Origin of the sequence: Pseudanabaena minima str. Chao 2107 (assembly GCF_051131155.1) — a bacterium.
Classification (GTDB): Bacteria; Cyanobacteriota; Cyanobacteriia; order Pseudanabaenales; family Pseudanabaenaceae; genus Pseudanabaena; species Pseudanabaena minima.
The window spans coordinates 2274719-2292258 of sequence record NZ_CP159508.1 but is presented as its reverse complement, the minus strand read 5'-3'; the positions used below and the strand labels follow the sequence as shown (position 1 = coordinate 2292258).

The following is a 17540-nucleotide window of genomic DNA, read 5'->3' as shown; positions in this document are numbered from 1 at the left end:
AATTGTAACGCTCAACGCTGCGCTATAATACTACGATAGGCTTAAGCTGGCTGCTAGCTAAAACGCATCTAGCTGCTGGTTAAGTAATCGAGCTTACTAACCATAATCATAAACTTGAACCATCAAGTACGCTGTTTTACTTACAGGCTGAATGCTGTAGGCAAATGGTGTAAGCACCTTTTAGATAGTCTAATAAACGCCAGTCTAAGAAATAACTAATTCTTTTAACGAAACCCCACCAATTTTCCATACAAAGCAATATGTCTCGTTATCGTGATGTCAGAGCAGACACAGCAGCCAGTTGCAAGCTTCGGTACATAGCTAAGTGACTGGTTGACGATATAGACAGCTTGCAATCGAAATTTTTTCTTGTTTTCGTTATTGGTATGTTCTGTTGTGAAGCCCCTAAGACTTTTTGAGTCTGTTTATTAAAGGGTTTGAAAGATATTTTTTTTAATATTTTTTATACGAAGTTTAGAAAAAATATTTTTCTGGTAGGTTCTTAGACTGGCTCTTTTGAATCGAAGAAATTCTGAGGAAATTGAATGCCAAAGCAAATAATTATTGCCGAGCAGTATCGAATTGCTGCTGTTTTTAGTGAAGATCAAATTGAAGAAATTGTTGTTGCCGCAGGAACTCACCAAGTTGGGGATGTTTACTTGGGCGTTGTCGAAAATGTTTTAACTAGTATTGATGCGGCTTTTGTAAATATTGGCGATGGCGATCGTAACGGCTTTATTCACATTACAGATCTCGGTCCTTTGAAAATGCGGCGATCGTCTGGCTCTATCAGCGATCTAGTCGTACCGCAACAGCGTGTGCTGGTGCAGGTGATGAAGGAGCCAACAGGAAATAAAGGTCCCAGACTGACAGGAAATATTTCGTTGCCTGGACGTTATGTTGTCCTATTGCCCTTTGGTCGGGGGGTGAACCTATCTCGACGTATTCGCAGTGAGGCTGAACGTAACCGTCTTCGCGCCCTTGCCATTTTGGTTAAGCCTGCGGGTATGGGTATATTGGTGCGGACTGAAGCCGACGGAATGCCAGAGGAGCAGATTATTGAAGATCTCGATAATTTGCAACGCCAGTGGGAAGGTATTCAGCAGGATGTGGCAACTACACGCCAGCCGACCTTGCTAGATCGCGAACGGGATTTTGTACAACGAGTATTGCGTGACTTGTATAGCACTGAAGTAAATCGTATTGTCACCGATACTAGTGATGGGTTACGCCGTATTAAGCAGCACTTATTGGGCTGGGCGGATGGCAAAATTCCTAGCGGCTTAATGCTAGACCATCATCGCGAGCGCACACCAATTTTAGAATATTTTCGGGTAAACGCAGGTATCCGTGAAGCCCTTAAGCCTAGGGTTGATCTGCCTAGTGGGGGCTACATTATTATCGAGCCAACTGAAGCATTGACCGTAATTGATGTTAACTCTGGATCATTTACTAAGTCTCAAACCTCCCGCGAGACTGTGTTGTGGACAAACTGTGAAGCTGCCGTGGAGATTGCCCGCCAAATTCGTCTGCGAAATATTGCTGGTGTAATCGTGGTGGACTTCATTGACATGGATACTCGCCGCGATCAATTACAACTTTTAGAACATTTTAATAAAGCGCTGCGAGCAGATAAGTCCCGCCCTCAAATTGCTCAGCTTACTGAATTGGGGCTAGTTGAGCTTACCCGTAAGCGTCAGGGTCAGAGTATTTATGAATTGTTTGGTCGTCCTTGTTCGACCTGTGGTGGCTTAGGACATCTAATGCATTTGCCAGGGGAAGCAGCAGGTCAACCTGTTGATGCAACATCACGCACTTGGGAATCCAAGCAATCGAATCAGCTTGATTTTACCTCTGAGTATGAAGATGGAGATTCTGAGTTAGGTGGTGGACTTGAGCCTAATTTGGTGAATCATCCTAGCTATCAGGAACGAGGTAACCTGCGTAGACGTGGTAAACGAGCCATGCTCAACAAAGATGCGCGCGAGTCGCGTGAGCCAGAAAAAGTTACACCTGCGGATGTGCGATCGCGTTTTGAGCCAAGGATCGAACCTTTAATTGAGCCACGCTTTGAGCCACGCATCGAGCGCGACATCGTAGTTGATCGTTCAGTGCCACCTAAGTTATCTTTACCAAACATTCCTACAGCTAAAGCGATCGCCGAGCCTAGCGAAGAATTAGTCGAAGCGCTTGATGCTGTACCTGTAGTTTCTCCTGAGAATCTACCTGAGCGTCCTAATAAGCGAGAAATTCGCACCAAAGTTATTGAGCCACCAGAGCTAATTGTGGTGGAAATGACTGAGGAAGAGCAAGATGTTTATTCATTAATCGGCGTTTCTCCTTTGGTATTGCTTGATCGCGAGGTTAAAGACCCTCGCAATGTGATTGTGACTGTTGCTTTACCTGGTCAAGCGCCAAAAATTGCGAATAATATTGGCAATCTTCGAGCAAGATCGGAATCAGTGATGGAGTCAAGATCTGATTCAGGGTTTGAATCAAATACCGAAGTAAATCTTTCGGTAGAGAGAGAAGAACAATTTGTTGAAAGATTAGCTGAACAAGAAATCATCGAGCCACCCATTGAGCCTGTAACCATTAATCCAGTAGTTATTCCAGTCAAAAATGGTACTTCTAACGGTGTAATTTTAAGAGTAAATCGAGCGCAACCAGTTGAGTCATCGGACAATGAAGAAAATTTAGAATCAAGATCTGAGTCATCGGAAATTTCTAAGGAGTTTGTACCAATCCAATCTCCTGAAGCTTCAAGACGTAAGCGATCTTCAGCAGCTCAACCATAAAAAATTACTTTGGGGACAAATTAAAACCCAAAAGATAAGGGCAGGTGCTTCGCACCTGCCCTTATCTTTTGGGTTTTAAGTAGCTAGGCATAATTAATTACAAAACAAAACCCGTAGAGTTGCGCCCCTGCGGGGCGCAACTCTACGGGTTTTGGTAATTTATTTTGCACAGGTACTTATGTCCTAAGCAAAAACTTTGATTGCTATATTTTTTGTTTTAGTTTTTTGTTTTAGAAAACAAGATCAATTTCTAGCTTTTTAAGATTAATGGTGGATAGTTTGTAACCTGATACATCAGAAATCGCGATCGCTAATAAATTAATATCAATCGGAGCGATCGCTGTCACCTCACCATCAATAATCAAGTTATTAATATTATTACCGCGCAAATCTAACAACATCAAAATAGTCTGATACTCATTGTAACTAGCAGTAATCGCATAGCCCCAAGGGGTTGCTGTCATGATTAAGACTTCGTATTCTAAGGGAATTCGCATCAGCCGATAAGGCTTGATGTCCAGCAGATAGATATTTTTATGGTTACCAGCTTCTAGCAACAGTAGACGATCGCTGGTAAATGTCGCAATCCCAGAATCAATGGGTATGGGCAGAGATAGACGATACATAATATTGCAACGCCGAGAGATAACAATCGCCCGACTTTCATTAGTTTCTGGCTTATTAGCGATTGCTAACAAATGATGTTGATCGAAGGCAATGATGCAACTTAAGTCTCTAGTGGCAAACTCCAAGCGCATCGCTCGACCATAAACTAAATTTCGGATTTCTAATTGTTTCCCCGTAGATATAGCAAACCAATCACCATGAGGAGAAATAGCCCATTTGAAAGTTTGAGACGATTGATATAGAGATTTTGGTTTTCCTTGACCAAACTGATAGATCGAGCGCTTGGTGATCGCAAATAAAGTCTTTCGGGCAAAAGCGATCGCCTCAATTTCATATTCAGATTTGGCAATCTGTTCTGACTTATCTAATGCCAAACTATGCCAATGTAAAAGAAAACTAGAAGTACTATAAAAGCGCGATTTCTCTGCACCAACTAGCCCAATAATCTTTTCGGATGTAATTTTTTGGGCAAAATGTTGAGATTTTTTATCAAAGAAAATAGTCGTACTACTTTCAGAATCAAGTCCCATTTTAACATGGCTAAAATCTTCAGCATGGATGGCTTCAAGATCTTGGCGCATCTCAGAGGCTGAAGTGTATCGACGTTTCGGTAACTTTTCTAGCGATCGCACAATAATCTTGGCAAGCGATCGCGGCAAACTATCAGGAATAACGATCCGATGATTTAAGTGAGCATTCATCAACTCTGTGGGCATTCCCGTAAAGGGTCGCTTACCAACTAGAATCTCATACAAAATAATCCCAACTGCATAAATATCTGATCCTGATGAAAACTGACCATAAAATCGTTCAGGAGCCATGTAACCAGGAGAGCCAGTATTACTACCATCGGAATCAATTTCTTGACTGAGCCGAGCAATGCCAAAGTCGGAAATTTTTGCCTGCCATCCTTTAGCTGTAATCTTTAGCAGTATATTCTCAGGTTTGATATCACAATGGATAATATTTGCTGCATGAGCATGTTCTAAGCCCAGCAAAATATCATTAATTAAAGCAAAGCATTGTTGTACAGATAATGTTTTGCTATGGTTCATCAAATCACGCAATGTCCCACCCTCGCAGTAGTCCATCACTAAATAACGATAATTTTGGTGATGCATCAGAGCTGTGCAGGTAACAATATTTTCATGTTGTAAAGTCAACAGAAAGCGCAGTTCTCGTAAGAGCTTACTAGTGGGAAATCGCTGATGTTCCAGTTCTTTGAGCGCAACCAATTTACCTGTATCTCGCATCCGCGCACACAAAACCTTGCCAAATTGCCCCCTGCCAACTAAGCCCAAGATTCGATATTTAGAGAACTGCGAAGTGGATTTTTCATTCATATGGGCATAATCAAGTCTCAGGGAAATTAAAACTAGTTCAGCTAAGCTTACCCCCTCTCTTAGCCCAAAAGTCCTTAATGACTTCTCCATAAATATTTTTGAAGGTGCGGTGAAGCTGCACCATCAAAAATCTGGTTGTTTATTAAATTGTAGAAACTTAAATCTAACAGCCGTTAAGCTTAACAATATTCCCTAAAATCATGATGCTTAACATTTCGTTGCAAAACAACTAGAGAGAAGTCCAAAGATTGTCGATATCATGGTAGGAAGTGATATATAAAACGTAATATTTCTCAGCCAAATCCTTAGTCAAATTTATGAGTCAAGCTTCTGCATCCGCCGATGTCCCTAGTATGGGTCGTCGTCAATTTATGAACTTAATTTTAGGGGGGTCTGCAGCCGTAACCACCCTTGGAGCGGCTGTGCCTTTCCTCGCCTACTTTGTACCACCTTCTCGCGGTGGAACTGGTGGTGGCGTTGCTGCTAAGGACGCATTGGGTAATGATGTGATTGCTTCAAAATTCTTAGCAGAGCATCAAGCAGGCGATCGCGTACTTGCTCAAGGACTCAAAGGCGACCCAACCTATATTGTTGTTACTGACAATAAAGAAATTGCTTCCTACGGACTAAACGCAGTTTGTACTCACCTTGGTTGTGTCGTACCTTGGAACGTTGCCGAAAACAAATTTATGTGTCCTTGTCACGGCTCTCAGTACAACGCTGAAGGTAAAGTTGTACGTGGTCCTGCACCATTGTCCCTCGCACTTGCCCATGCCACAGTTAGCGATGATGTGGTGCAATTTAGCACATGGACAGAAACTGACTTCCGCACTAATGAAGCACCTTGGTGGGCTTAAAACGGTTTTGGTAAGTTTGCTGTGAATGCTTACTAAAACTTTTGTAAATTGGTCTTTAAATTACATTTGAACTTATACATGAAAAAAGCTTTGTTCCGTGCCAACCGTTTGATTGTGGGAGTCAGTCTATGTGTCCTCACAAGTTTAACTTTACTATTTGGGCTTAATGCCCCCTCTGCTTTTGCATATCCTTACTTTGCTCAAGAAGCTTATAAGAATCCTCGTGAAGCTACAGGTCGCATCGTCTGCGCTAACTGCCACCTCGCCCAAAAGGGAATCGAATTAGAACTGCCTCAAGCAGTGCTACCCGACTCCGTATTTGAGGCAGTTGTTAAACTTCCTTACGATCACACCCAACAACAAGTGAGCGCTGATGGCAGCAAAACAGGTTTGAACGTTGGCGCAGTTTTAGTATTGCCTGAAGGATTTAAAATTGCTCCTGAAGATCGCTTGTCTGAAGAACTAAAGGAAAAAATTAAGGATACCTACTACCAACCCTACAGCGATACTCAAGAAAATATTGTCCTAGTTGGTCCAGTATCTGGTGATGATTATTCAGAAATTGTTTTTCCTGTACTTGCGCCTGATCCTGCCAAAGACAAGAATATTCACTTCTTGAAATATGCTGTCCATGCTGGCGGTAACCGTGGTCGTGGTCAAGTTTATCCCACTGGTGAAAAGAGCAATAACAACGAATACACTTCATCTGTTTCTGGTCTAGTTACCCAAATTAGCCCAATCACTCCAAATGAAGATGAAGGTATCTACGGTGGTTATGAAATTTCAGTCCAAACTACTGATGGCAGTATTGCTGTTGAGAAGGTTCCTGCTGGAGCTGAACTAGTTGTCGAGCCTGGCAGTGAAGTTAAGGTTGGCGCACCTCTAACCACAAATCCTAATGTTGGTGGTTTTGGTCAGCATGATGGCGAAATCGTTCTTCAAGACCCTCGCCGCATTCAGTGGTTGCTAGCATTCTTTGCCTCGGTCATCGTTACCCAAATTTTGTTGGTACTGAAGAAGAAGCAAGTCGAAAAAGTTCAAGCTGTAGAAATGAACTTCTAAGTCAGGAAAAGTCACATCACCTCAAGTTTTGTCCTATAGACAAAAAAGAGTTATCTAGTACAAACCAAAAACAAGAAGATGAGTTATAGCGCAAAGCGCTATAACTCATCTTCTTGTTTTATGTCCTACGCAAGACTACTAATACCAATTCACAAAAGCGTCAGCACACTTTTGTGAATCAAAAAACAGCCCCAGTAAGGTTTGTGAAAACATAAAATGGCTTAGCCATTTTATGTTTTGGGATAACTTAATCCTTGTTATAGATTAGAGGTGGCACTTCACAAGTTTCTGAACGAGAGAAGAAAACATCATCATCCCAATCCCACCCATCAAATGATCGATACATATGTATGAATATGGGAGACTGGCTGGGGAAATATTTTGAGCATTTTGGGTGTCATTCATAAACTCTGGATATGTCCTCCAGTCGTCATTTTGTGGATGATACCAACCAACTTCAGATGCAAATTTTTTCCATGATATAGAAGTGTATTTCTCTACTTCACCTCCACATTCTAGCCACAATTTTTTCTGGACACTAAAGCCAAACTTGTTATTACTGTTATCAACCCATAGTTGATCAATCATTAGTAGATCTTCGCAAGGGAAAGCATCAATATGTTCAGTACTTAGCCAACCTTCTTTTTCTCGCTTTGTAACTTGACACATGAGCTTAGCCGTTAGTTGGTCAGCCTTAACCCATTCATCGGCTTTTAGTAGTTTCTCTAATTCTTTTGCTTTTAATATTTTTTCTAGTTCGCGATAATTAATACCTTTCATACCCATTAATTTCACAGTTTTTCTAAACAGTTATTTAAATAATCATTATTTCTAACCATTGCTAGCTAATTTGGAATCATACTCCACAAACTAATAACAATATTTATAGAAATTATGCTTTATTTTCTCATACTGAATAATTTATTACTTTCTAGACAATTTGCTATTGATTTTCCAAATCACGTCAAAACTTAAAATAAATTCAGGTAACACGTCCGCATCTGAAAAAATATGGTGATACCTCATTTGCATCTACTTCGATTGCAAGGGGTAAAACCTTACTTAATCCACAATCTAAAACAAAAAGCGGCGCATTGCGCCGCTTTTTGTTTTTAGATTGTGGAAATTTCTTTTTCTTTTTCGGCTGTTACCTTATCGATAGTTTTAACGAACTTTTCCGTTAACTTATCTACTTGCTCTTGTTGACTTTTAGAATCATCTTCAGAAATTTCTTTTGCCTTCTCTAGCTTCCTCAATGAATCGATCGCATCACGGCGGATGTTGCGAATTGCGACTTTTCCTTCCTCAGCGAGCTTGGCAACCATTTTTACCAACTCTTTACGACGATCTGTAGTTAATGGGGGAATATTTAGGCGAATGCTACTACCATCATTATTTGGGGTTAACCCAATATCCGACTCAGATATAGCCTTCTCAATTGCACGCATACTACTACGATCAAAAGGCTGAATCATCAAGGTCGTAGCGTCAGGAGATGAAATATTCGCCAAAGCCTTGAGGTGTGTTTCCGCCCCATAATATTCCACAGTAATTCGATCCAATAGCGAAGCATTAGCACGCCCCGTTCGCACACTATTAAAATTGTGCTGGGTCGCTTCTACAGCTTTCTGCATTCGCGCCTCAACATCAGTTAATTTCACAGGAACCTCCAACATAAGTACCAATCGATTCTCCCATGACGACGCGACGAATGTTACCTGTAACACCGAGATCAAACACAATAATTGGAATGCCATTTTCTTTGCACAGGGCAAAGGCTGTTGCGTCCATTACACGCAAATCATTGATTAAGGCATGGTCAAAGCTAACGGATTGATAGCGTTTTGCGTCAGGATTTTTCTTAGGGTCGCTGTCATAAATGCCATCAACTTTAGTTGCCTTCAAAATGACATCAGCGTTAATTTCGGCTCCACGTAAAGCTGCCGTTGTATCAGTTGTGAAATAGGGGTTGCCTGAACCTGCGCCAAAAATAACCACCCGATTGTTTTCAAGGTGGCGGATGGCGCGACGGCGGATATATGGCTCAGCGATCTCTTGCATAGCGATCGCTGACATCACTCTTGTAGGAATCGGCTCATCTAATTGTTCAAAAGCATCTTGTAGAGTAAGTGCGTTCATCACGGTAGCGATCATGCCAATATAATCGGCTGTGGCTCGATCCATGCCTTTAGCCGCGCCATTAATGCCCCGAAAGATATTGCCACCACCAACAACGATCGCTACTTCGATCCCATCTTTAACAATTTCGGCAACTTGCAAAGCAATATCTTGAACGACTTCAGGATCAATACCAAAACTGCGATCGCCCATAAGCGCTTCGCCACTGAGTTTTAATAAAATACGTTTATATTTTGGGATAGCAAGCTTTACTGTTGGTTCTGTTGTTTCTTTTTCGACTTCTTTTGTAGTTGCGTTCATGTTTCATTCCTAACTGATTATTTTCTAGCGCGATCGCTTTTTATGGTTTTCTCTCTCTAGACAAGACGTACCTACATACCATTACAGTTTCTACGGCAAATGGCTTAACTTTTACTAACCTTTCCAATCAGTTATACCAATTCACACAAGTGTGACAACACCTTTATGAATTAAAGCCCATATCCAGCAAGGGTTTTCAGTTAAGGAATAGCTACAGAATTTCTTAACTTGGTATTACATACTCTGGATTACGATCTGCCTCATGATCGACTGATTGCAGAGAAGCATTGGAGAAATCTGTACAATTCAGATTTGCCCCATTGAGATTTGTTCTTAGTAAAAATGCACCATTAAAATTAGCTTTATAGCAATTTGATTTGCTAAGATTTGCACCCTCTAAACATGCGCGACCTAACTGAGCATCAACCAAAAATGCACCATTAAGATCCGCATCTTTGAGATCCGCATCATTTAGATTTGCCTTGCTTAGATTTGCTCCACTTAGATCCGCTTTGGATAATAAAGCGTCACAGAGGTTGACTGCATACAAATTTGTATGGGAAAGGTCTGATGCCGAGAAATTTGCATGACTAAGATTAGCTTCACTAAAACTTGCCCCACTTAGATTAGCGCCTTCGAGATTAGCTCCATTTAATTTTGCCCCATCTAAGTTAGCTCCTTTCAAAAATGCTTCTGCAAGATTTGCTCCCTCTAGATTGGCTCCGACTAGAGACACACAACTTAAATTGGCTCCTGTCAAGTCAGAGTTGGCAAGACTCACGGCATTGAGATTTGCGCCAGTTAGATCAGCATCCCTTAGATTAGCCCGTTCCAACCTAGCACCATGCAAATCAGCCTTAATCAGACTAGCACCATTTAGATCAGCCTCACAGAGATTTGCATCGCTGAGACTAGCACGGTATAGAACAGTAGTTTTTAGCTTTGCGCTGTACAAATTGGCTTCATTTAAAGTAGTACAAGATAGGTTGGCTTCACTCAGATTGGCATTAGCCAAATTGATCGCAGTTAAACCCACACCACTCAGATTTTCACGGCTGAGATCGATATCACTAAAATCTCGAAAGCCTTGGTTATAGCGATCAATCAGTTCTCTAGCTTTCATTACTCTTTCACACCATATTTTTGCGATCGCATAGGATGGGGCAAAGCCAAATCCTATGCGGTTATTACTTGTCCGTTGGCAAAATTGCCCCAGTCATATTTGCCCCGTCTAAATTTGTCCATAGCATGAAAGCCCCTCTCAAGTTTGTCCACAACATAAAAGCACCTTTCAAATTAGCTCCTGTCAAACTGGCTCTAGTGAGGTTGGCGCGATTGAGATTTGCCCTATTTAAACTAGCTCCGTTGAGTACTGCTTCATCAAGATTTGCACCAGTTAGATTTGCTTCGTTCAAAATTGCATTATGTAAATTAGTGCGGATTAAGTAAGCACCACGTAGATCGACATTGCTCAAATCAGCACCACTTAAATTTGCACCCATTAAGTTAGCACCACTTAAATTTGCACCACTGAGATTGGCATTGGATAGATTAACCCCATTCAGATTTGCACCACTGAGGTTTGATTTCATCAAAAATGCACCCGTGAGATTTGTCCAACTTAGGTCAGCTTCAGACAAATTAGCTTCGTTCAAATTTGCCCAACTCAGATCAGAACCTACTAAATTTGCTTTTTCTAGGTTTGCTCCTAGTAAATTTGCCCAGCCCAAGTTAGCACGGCTAAGTGAAACACCACTTAAATTTGCCTCAACAAGATCAACAGCATTAAGATTTGCGGCATTTAAGATTGCACCACCAAGATCGACTCCATGTAATTCTGCGCCTGTAAGATTTGCTTCCGTCAAATCAACGTTCATCAAGCAAGCCTGACTTAGATTTGCACCACTGAGATTCGCCTTAATCATCAGTGCACCTGTGAAGTCAGAATCACTTAGATCTGCTCCCAATAAATTCGACTCAATAAAGAATGTGCCATTTAGCTTAGCCCGACTAAGATTTGCACCGTTGAGACAAGCTCCTGTGAGAGTGGCAAGACTTAGATCGGCATTGATCAAAGATGCACTAGTTAAATTAGCCGAGTTGAGATTGGCGGCTACTAGATAGGCTTCATTGAGGCAGGCTCTTTGAAGATCGGCTTTGATTAAGAAAGCCGAAGTAAGATTTGCTTCGGTTAAATTTGCTTCGACCAGATTGGCTCTGTTTAAATCAGCTCTATGGAGAAATGCACCTGTGAGGTTCGCTTTGGAAAGCAGCGCATCTGCAAGTTTGGCATCACTCAGATTAACGCGCTTGAGATCTGCTCCTTTGAGGTTGATTCCTTCTAGGCTCGATTTGGTAAGATTTGCTTTAGTAAAGTCGGTAAGATTCACGCCTGCCTCATTTTGATTCGTTGTACTCGTTACATCTCAAGAAGATTTTTAGACATATTCTTAAATTAGTTAAATATGTGAGCTATGTGAGCGTTCTTTAGTTCTCCTTGATTTGGCTTGACAAGATGGCTGCGTCTCAATTTATAGGAATCATGACGATTCCTGATGTGATTTTTAACTTCTAGAATATTTTTATAAAGTTCATCGCGAAGCGCCTGACTTTATAACTTCTACAATTGGAGTAATGTGTTACAAAATACGACGCTTTGCTTCGTGCTTTATAACTTCTATAAATACAATACATGAGGAAAATGAAGATGCGATCGCCTTGCAATATTTGGCTTAGATACTCAAGTTTTGATTAAGGGTTTGATAACGAATGACAAATACTGATTTACAACAAGTTATTCAGCCTGCCTCAAATCATTTTTTAGGTAAGGTTTATCTAGTTGGCGCAGGTCCTGGCGACTCAGGATTAATGACTCTAAAAGGCAAAGCATTATTGGAAACCTGTGATGTAGTACTTTACGATGCTTTAGTCAGCAATGAGATTCTTGCCATGATTAACCCGATCGCTGAGAAAATCCATGCAGGTAAGCGGCGTGGTAATCATTCTTTACTGCAAGAAGAGACTACGAAATTATTAATCGAGAAAGCTCAAGAACATGCCATAGTAGTGCGCTTGAAAGGTGGAGATCCATTTATTTTTGGGCGTGGCGGCGAAGAACTTGCTGATTTGCGAGCGGCGGGAATTGCAGTGGAGGTTGTTCCAGGTATTACTTCAGGGATTGCGGCTCCTGCCTATGCAGGCATTCCCCTTACCCATCGTGATTTTAGCTCATCGGTAATTTTTGTAACAGGGCATGAGTCGGCGGGGAAATATCGTCCACAGATTAACTGGACTGCGATCGCGCAAGCGGCGGAAACAATAGTGGTCTATATGGGGCTACATAATTTAGGTGAAATCGTTCCCCAAGTAATCGCGGCGGGCTTACCTGAATCGACACCTGTAGCTTTAATTCGTCAGGGAACCCGTGCTGATCAGTCAGAATTAATTGGCTATTTGGGTAATATTGTTGAACTTGTTAAAGAAAGTAACTTTACGCCCCCTGCGATCGCTGTCATCGGCAATATTGTCAATTTTCGCAATTGCGTCTGAATGTTAAACTAGATTTTTTTTAAGGGAAAAAAGCTAATGACAAATAGTAAAGCGAGTATTCCTGCTGAAATCGAGAATAATAACCATCGTCTTGAAGTACAAATACAGGACATTTTAGAAGCGATCGCGGCTACGGAGTCATTTGTATTAGAGATAGATTTTATGCAGTTTAGTCGCGATCAAAAAACGATTTTTGCAGTAGAAAGGGCAATTGGTCTGATCGGTGCAACTGCGAAGAGATTACCGATTAGTTTTATGGATCAGTATCCCCAAATTAATTGGCGAAGATTGACTAGTGTGGGTGATAGCTTAATGTTTGGGTACTTAGAAGTAGATCTCAATACTTTGTGGGAGTTGACTCACAAAGATGTGCCTTTTATCAAAGAGTTAATGCGAAAAGCGATCGCCAATTTATAAATCTATAATTGTCGCCATTCTTGCTATACCAAAGCACAAAATGGCATAGCCATTTTGTGCTTTTAAAACTCTTACAGGGTTTGGTTTTTAATTCACAAAAGTGTTGCCACACTTTCGTGAATTGGTATTAGGACATAAAACCCAAAATATTGTGAGGCGGCGCGAAGCGCCGCCTCACAATATTTTGGCAAAAAAGGCAGCACGAAGTGCTGCTTTTGTTATGCACAGATCCATCCTTCAAGGCGATCGCAGGTTTCAGGAATTCCACAGTTTACTTGTCGAGAAGCCTGTGCTGCTTGAATTGCCGCAAGTACAGCATCAATTGTGTCTCCTGATGGATCACTTACACATTCCCCGTCAAGCTGTTGATTAACTTCGACAATAAAGCCGTATTCTATCTGAGATATAGGCGATCGCACCTGATTAATTATCTCTTGGCGCAAAAATTGCATTTCCGAGGTTTGTTTTTGCTTGTTATCGGATTTATAGCTTTGCTTGCCGATGATACTTCTTGCGATTAGTGCAGGATAAATTTCAATGACAATGCGTGAATCATTAGTCGGGTGACAAGGCAAAATGCTAAACCCTGCCTTAAGCATTCTGGGTGCACCTTCAAAAAACATTTTTCCTACAGGCACACCATAAATTTTCATCGGACTAATTGCGCCTGTGAGTCGATCAGTTTGGCGTAGATGTTCGCGATCGCCGTTAGCTCGACCCTGACGATATTGATTTAAGGTTTCTACAAATTCTTGCTTTGTCATTTGCCCAATGAGAGCTACATACTCTGCCCAAGTTTCTCCCCATCGCAAGTTCTCGATTAATTTGCGTGGTTGTCCTAAAGGGAAATCAACTCCCGCAATCCAAGAAGGCGATCGCTGAAGAAAATCCATAAAAGAGAGAAAGTCTGTAAAGCGATAGAACTTCTCAATATGTAGAATATCCGTTTCTAGAAATGACTCTACACAAGTAATTACCTTAGTTTTACTAGGTGCGCTCGTAAAATCAATTCCATATATTTTCATGATGTTCTCAAAGAACTAGATTTTTTGTAGCGCGGCTTTGCCGCGCTACAAAAAATCTAGTTCTTATCTGTTTCTAACTTTGATTTCTATTTGTGGAGGTGGAGGTGTGGGTGTTGCGGTAGGTGTTGGAGAGCTAGGACTAGGTGTTCCTGCTGTGGGAGTTGGTGACACTAATGGAGAAGTTAAGGGAGGAGTTGTGGGACTGGCTGTTGGTTGAGCGATCGCCGTCTCCTTCAGATTGAGTTTTAATTGATAGGGAATTTCAGAAGTGCCTCCAATCCCCTTGATCTGCACGACATAGGCTCCATCAGATGTAATGGGGACATCGGCATTGACAACATTAACAGCATTGGATAGGGGAACCCCTTGAGCATTCAGGACAGTAAGTAATAGTCCACTACCTGTAATCGCTGTACTGAGCAATTGACCAGACTTAGCCTGAATTGTATAAGTATGTGTGCCATCGCCCACGATCTTGTTAGGAAAGAAGGAATCTTTGTTAGCTTCTAAATTGATAACTTGATTTAGGGAAGTATTAGCAATCGTTGCCGATGTTGGACTAGGACTAGCTTCAGGTACTATCGGCTTGACAGGTATTGCTGGATTATTGACAATAACTGCGGGCTGATTATTTCGCATCATTGCTGGTAAAGCAAAAGCAGCAATTACCGCTACTACTGCCAACAGTCCACCAAATAGAAATAGAACTCCTGAATTAGAGCTAGCAGATGGAGCAGGAACTGTTCGACGAGTCGGAGAACTAGATTTGTAGGAAGTCGCTGCATTAGATTTAGCTAAATTGTCCGTTCCAGTGAGAATAGTTGACCTGACAATCTTACTTGTAGTTGCTTGACGCTCCACTTCAGTCATCGTAGCAAAGGTGCTAATACCTTGATTGACCTCACGTATTGATTGATATCGTTGTGTATAGTGATATCGCACCATTCGAGTCAGTACCATGGCTAGTCCATTGCTAACCTGTGCTTTATCGCGCCAAACTAGTTCCCCTGTAGCAGGATCGGTTGGTAAATCAGTAGGTCCGTAGCCTGTAAGAGCCTTAATCGCCACCATCCCTAAAGCGTAAATATCACTGCTGTAAGTCGGTCTGCCTGCACATTGCTCGCTGGGCATATAACCAGGTGTACCAATGGTGACCGTAAATCTTGATTCCCCTTTCTCGTTGGCAGTTAGTTGGGTACTAGCATCTTGCATAGCTCTCACTGCACCAAAGTCGATTAATACAATTTTTTGATCTTTTTTGCGGCGAATTAAGTTATCTGGCTTAATATCACGATGGATTACCCCTTCTGAATGAACAAATTCCAAAACATCAAGAACATCTTTCAAAATTTTGAGTACTTCAACTTCACTTAGTTGCTTGTCTCTTGGGGGTGCATCAATATTATCTAATTCTGCAAGAATTCGATCTTGAGGTGTGTTGTCTAAATCTGACACTTCAGGCAATGGTGCTTTGAGTTCGTCATGAAGCGATCGCCCTTCTACAAATTCTTGCACCAAAAAGAACTGCTTATCTTCCTCAAAGTATGCAAGCAATTGCGGGATCTGGTCATGCCTGCCTAACTTTTCGAGAGTTTCTGCCTCAGTGTTAAATAGCCGTCTTGCCTCCCGAATAAAGCTAGGATCATCACTAGCAGGTTTTAGTTGCTTGACTACACAGGGTGGCGATCCTGGGCGGCGCATATCCCTCGCAATAAATGTATGCCCAAATCCACCTGCACCGATTTGCTTAATTAGTTTGTAACGTCCATCAAGTACTTTGGCTGGCATGGCGATCGCCCCTCTAGTTATAGGCTATGGCAAGTGGGAAACTTGCTATATATTGTAAGACTTGCAGATTTTTGAGAGCACCCCGAAGGAGTACTCTCAAAAATCATCTAGGATTGCTATGTTTCATTGTATAGGATTAGTTAGTTCTGCAAAACTTCAGCGCTGTAAGTCGTATCATAGATAAGAAAAATATTCTTTTGCCTCAAAGTTAATGAACTTGACTGCTGACACGAACATACTTACTCAACAACTCCAGAACATTGATGAGCAATTATCAAAGCGATCGCTAGCTCTCGATCCTAGTGGCTACTTTATTATTTATGTGGATCGCCAACAAAATTTAATTTGTGCAAAGCACTATAGCAATATCATCAACGATCAGGGCTTAGCCGTTGATCCTGAGACAGGAAAACCAATTCCTGCTAGAGGTAAAGTTGATCGTCAAGCAGTGCAGTTCTTTACAGGTCGTACTGCTAAGGAACTATGTGTAGAAATCTTTGAAAACACTCAACCTTGTCCTGTTACACTGTTTGACCATGCTGCATATTTAGGACGCGAAGCGCAGCGAGCAGAATTAGCCTTGTTGCAGCAACAAGAGTATATCCAAGACTAGAGATTGTTACGATATTCAGCGCTTCACGCGATCGCATATACCCAAATATAATCACTCATATCATAGTCATAAGCGCCAGATGTCACCTTTGAGCCTTACCTCTAACAACAGTTGGTGGGAAATCCAAGTTATAGCCGAACAGTCTCTAGAAGAGCAGATTTTCTGGCGATTACAAAATTTTGGCTGTCAAGGAATGGCAAGCCAAAAAAAAGATGGAGAGATTCGCATTAGTAGTTATTTGCCTGTTGAAAAAGGTAACGTTTTAGATCTAGCGGCTTTGGCGCTATGGCTAAAGCAAGATGCGATCGCTTGGAATTATGAAGCACCAATTACCCAATGGACAGTAATTAACGACGAAGATTGGTCATCAAGCTGGAAACAACATTGGAGTCCACAGGAAATCGGTGACATGCTAGTAATTTATCCAGCATGGATTGATCCACCCACCGATGGCGATCGCAAAATTCTACGTCTCGATCCTGGCAGTGCTTTTGGTACTGGCGCTCATGCCACGACACAGCTTTGTTTAGAAGCTTTAGAAATGCGTCTTTGGGGTGCAAAGCCCGAAGATAACATCGTGGTTGCCGATGTTGGTTGTGGTTCAGGGATTCTCAGTATTGGGGCTTTGCTGATTGGAGCAAGTCAAACCTACGCGATCGATAATGATATTCTGGCAATCAAGGCAACTAATCACAATCGCCAGCTCAATGATATTTCTGAAGATAAAATCTGGGTTGCAGAAGGCAGTATTCAAGATTTGATTGCCCATATGCCTGCGCCTGCGAATGGTTTTACCTGTAATATTCTTGCCGATATCATTGTTGATATGGTTCCCCATTTCGATAAGCTGGTTGGTGAAAATGGCTGGGGGATTTTAAGTGGAATTTTAGTTGAACAAGTACCAAAGGTTGCTGAAGCTCTGGATGCCCACAAATGGGTAATTGCTACATTTTGGAAGCGGCAAGAATGGGCTTGTTTGACAATTAGGCGATCAGAATATTAAAGAACAAGGAGCTTCAGCT

General features: G+C 41.6%; 15 protein-coding genes. 7 read left to right on the top strand and 8 right to left on the bottom strand.

Annotation, left to right across the window (positions count from 1 at the left end; translation table 11 throughout):
- Positions 1-545: 545 nt before the first annotated feature.
- Complete coding sequence (locus ABM313_RS10300; protein ID WP_434687749.1) at positions 546-2798, top strand: Rne/Rng family ribonuclease; 2253 nt, start codon at positions 546-548, stop codon at positions 2796-2798.
- A 230-nt stretch (positions 2799-3028) separates the two neighbouring features.
- Here the strand turns inward: ABM313_RS10300 and ABM313_RS10295 are convergent, their stop codons facing one another.
- Positions 3029-4858: a serine/threonine-protein kinase gene (locus tag ABM313_RS10295; RefSeq protein ID WP_434687748.1), complete on the bottom strand. Its 1830-nt coding sequence runs from the start codon at positions 4856-4858 to the stop codon at positions 3029-3031.
- Positions 4859-5085: 227 nt separating this feature from the next.
- Here ABM313_RS10295 and petC point away from each other — a divergent pair, with 227 nt between their 5' ends.
- The gene (gene petC, locus ABM313_RS10290; protein ID WP_434687747.1) at positions 5086-5625 is read left to right on the top strand and encodes a cytochrome b6-f complex iron-sulfur subunit; all 540 of its coding nucleotides are present in this window, start codon (positions 5086-5088) and stop codon (positions 5623-5625) included.
- A gap of 78 nt (positions 5626-5703) precedes the next feature.
- Positions 5704-6687 carry an apocytochrome f gene (locus ABM313_RS10285; RefSeq protein WP_434687746.1) on the top strand — a complete coding sequence of 328 codons (984 nt, stop codon included), beginning with the start codon at positions 5704-5706 and terminating at the stop codon, positions 6685-6687.
- Positions 6688-6951: 264 nt separating this feature from the next.
- Here ABM313_RS10285 and ABM313_RS10280 read toward each other — a convergent pair whose 3' ends face one another.
- The 5 genes from ABM313_RS10280 to ABM313_RS10260 all read right to left on the bottom strand — a co-directional run bounded on the left by ABM313_RS10280 (position 6952) and on the right by ABM313_RS10260 (position 11516).
- Positions 6952-7467, bottom strand: coding sequence for a GUN4 domain-containing protein (locus ABM313_RS10280; protein ID WP_434687745.1), 516 nt, complete (start codon positions 7465-7467; stop codon positions 6952-6954).
- Between the two features lie 332 nt (positions 7468-7799).
- A complete protein-coding gene (gene frr / locus ABM313_RS10275) occupies positions 7800-8348 on the bottom strand; it encodes a ribosome recycling factor (protein ID WP_434687744.1) in 549 nt (182 codons plus the stop codon).
- A complete protein-coding gene (pyrH, locus tag ABM313_RS10270) occupies positions 8335-9126 on the bottom strand; it encodes a UMP kinase (protein WP_434687742.1) in 792 nt (263 codons plus the stop codon). The genes frr and pyrH overlap by 14 nt, the downstream gene beginning before the upstream one ends.
- Positions 9127-9349: 223 nt before the next feature.
- On the bottom strand, positions 9350-10249 hold the full coding sequence (locus tag ABM313_RS10265) for a pentapeptide repeat-containing protein (protein WP_434687741.1): 900 nt from the start codon (positions 10247-10249) through the stop codon (positions 9350-9352).
- Between the two features lie 64 nt (positions 10250-10313).
- Entirely contained in the window at positions 10314-11516 is a 1203-nt protein-coding gene (locus ABM313_RS10260) for a pentapeptide repeat-containing protein (RefSeq protein ID WP_434687739.1), read from the bottom strand.
- Positions 11517-11895: 379 nt separating this feature from the next.
- Between ABM313_RS10260 and cobA the strand changes: the two genes are divergently transcribed.
- Both cobA and ABM313_RS10250 read left to right on the top strand, forming a co-directional pair.
- A complete protein-coding gene (gene cobA / locus ABM313_RS10255; RefSeq protein ID WP_434687738.1) occupies positions 11896-12675 on the top strand; it encodes a uroporphyrinogen-III C-methyltransferase in 780 nt (259 codons plus the stop codon).
- A gap of 36 nt (positions 12676-12711) precedes the next feature.
- The gene (locus tag ABM313_RS10250; protein ID WP_434687736.1) at positions 12712-13092 is read left to right on the top strand and encodes a HepT-like ribonuclease domain-containing protein; all 381 of its coding nucleotides are present in this window, start codon (positions 12712-12714) and stop codon (positions 13090-13092) included.
- Positions 13093-13310: 218 nt separating this feature from the next.
- Here the strand turns inward: ABM313_RS10250 and ABM313_RS10245 are convergent, their stop codons facing one another.
- Positions 13311-14117: a DUF429 domain-containing protein gene (locus tag ABM313_RS10245; RefSeq protein ID WP_434687734.1), complete on the bottom strand. Its 807-nt coding sequence runs from the start codon at positions 14115-14117 to the stop codon at positions 13311-13313.
- A gap of 63 nt (positions 14118-14180) precedes the next feature.
- Entirely contained in the window at positions 14181-15905 is a 1725-nt protein-coding gene (locus ABM313_RS10240; protein WP_434687732.1) for a protein kinase domain-containing protein, read from the bottom strand.
- Positions 15906-16116: 211 nt separating this feature from the next.
- Between ABM313_RS10240 and ABM313_RS10235 the strand changes: the two genes are divergently transcribed.
- Positions 16117-16518 (top strand): DUF4346 domain-containing protein, encoded by a 402-nt coding sequence (locus ABM313_RS10235; RefSeq protein WP_434687731.1) that lies wholly within the window; start codon positions 16117-16119, stop codon positions 16516-16518.
- A gap of 79 nt (positions 16519-16597) precedes the next feature.
- Positions 16598-17521 carry a 50S ribosomal protein L11 methyltransferase gene (prmA, locus tag ABM313_RS10230; RefSeq protein WP_434687730.1) on the top strand — a complete coding sequence of 308 codons (924 nt, stop codon included), beginning with the start codon at positions 16598-16600 and terminating at the stop codon, positions 17519-17521.
- Positions 17522-17540: the final 19 nt, after the last annotated feature.

Coding starts and splice junctions, on each gene's coding strand:
- prmA (WP_434687730.1), top strand. CDS start 16,598: ATGTCACCTTTGAGCCTTACCTCTAACAACAGTTGGTGGGAAATCCAA.
- ABM313_RS10295 (WP_434687748.1), bottom strand. CDS start 4,858: ATGGAGAAGTCATTAAGGACTTTTGGGCTAAGAGAGGGGGTAAGCTTA.
- ABM313_RS10250 (WP_434687736.1), top strand. CDS start 12,712: ATGACAAATAGTAAAGCGAGTATTCCTGCTGAAATCGAGAATAATAAC.
- ABM313_RS10300 (WP_434687749.1), top strand. CDS start 546: ATGCCAAAGCAAATAATTATTGCCGAGCAGTATCGAATTGCTGCTGTT.
- petC (WP_434687747.1), top strand. CDS start 5,086: ATGAGTCAAGCTTCTGCATCCGCCGATGTCCCTAGTATGGGTCGTCGT.
- ABM313_RS10245 (WP_434687734.1), bottom strand. CDS start 14,117: ATGAAAATATATGGAATTGATTTTACGAGCGCACCTAGTAAAACTAAG.
- ABM313_RS10265 (WP_434687741.1), bottom strand. CDS start 10,249: ATGAAAGCTAGAGAACTGATTGATCGCTATAACCAAGGCTTTCGAGAT.
- cobA (WP_434687738.1), top strand. CDS start 11,896: ATGACAAATACTGATTTACAACAAGTTATTCAGCCTGCCTCAAATCAT.
- ABM313_RS10240 (WP_434687732.1), bottom strand. CDS start 15,905: ATGCCAGCCAAAGTACTTGATGGACGTTACAAACTAATTAAGCAAATC.
- ABM313_RS10285 (WP_434687746.1), top strand. CDS start 5,704: ATGAAAAAAGCTTTGTTCCGTGCCAACCGTTTGATTGTGGGAGTCAGT.
- ABM313_RS10235 (WP_434687731.1), top strand. CDS start 16,117: ATGAACTTGACTGCTGACACGAACATACTTACTCAACAACTCCAGAAC.
- pyrH (WP_434687742.1), bottom strand. CDS start 9,126: ATGAACGCAACTACAAAAGAAGTCGAAAAAGAAACAACAGAACCAACA.
- ABM313_RS10280 (WP_434687745.1), bottom strand. CDS start 7,467: ATGAAAGGTATTAATTATCGCGAACTAGAAAAAATATTAAAAGCAAAA.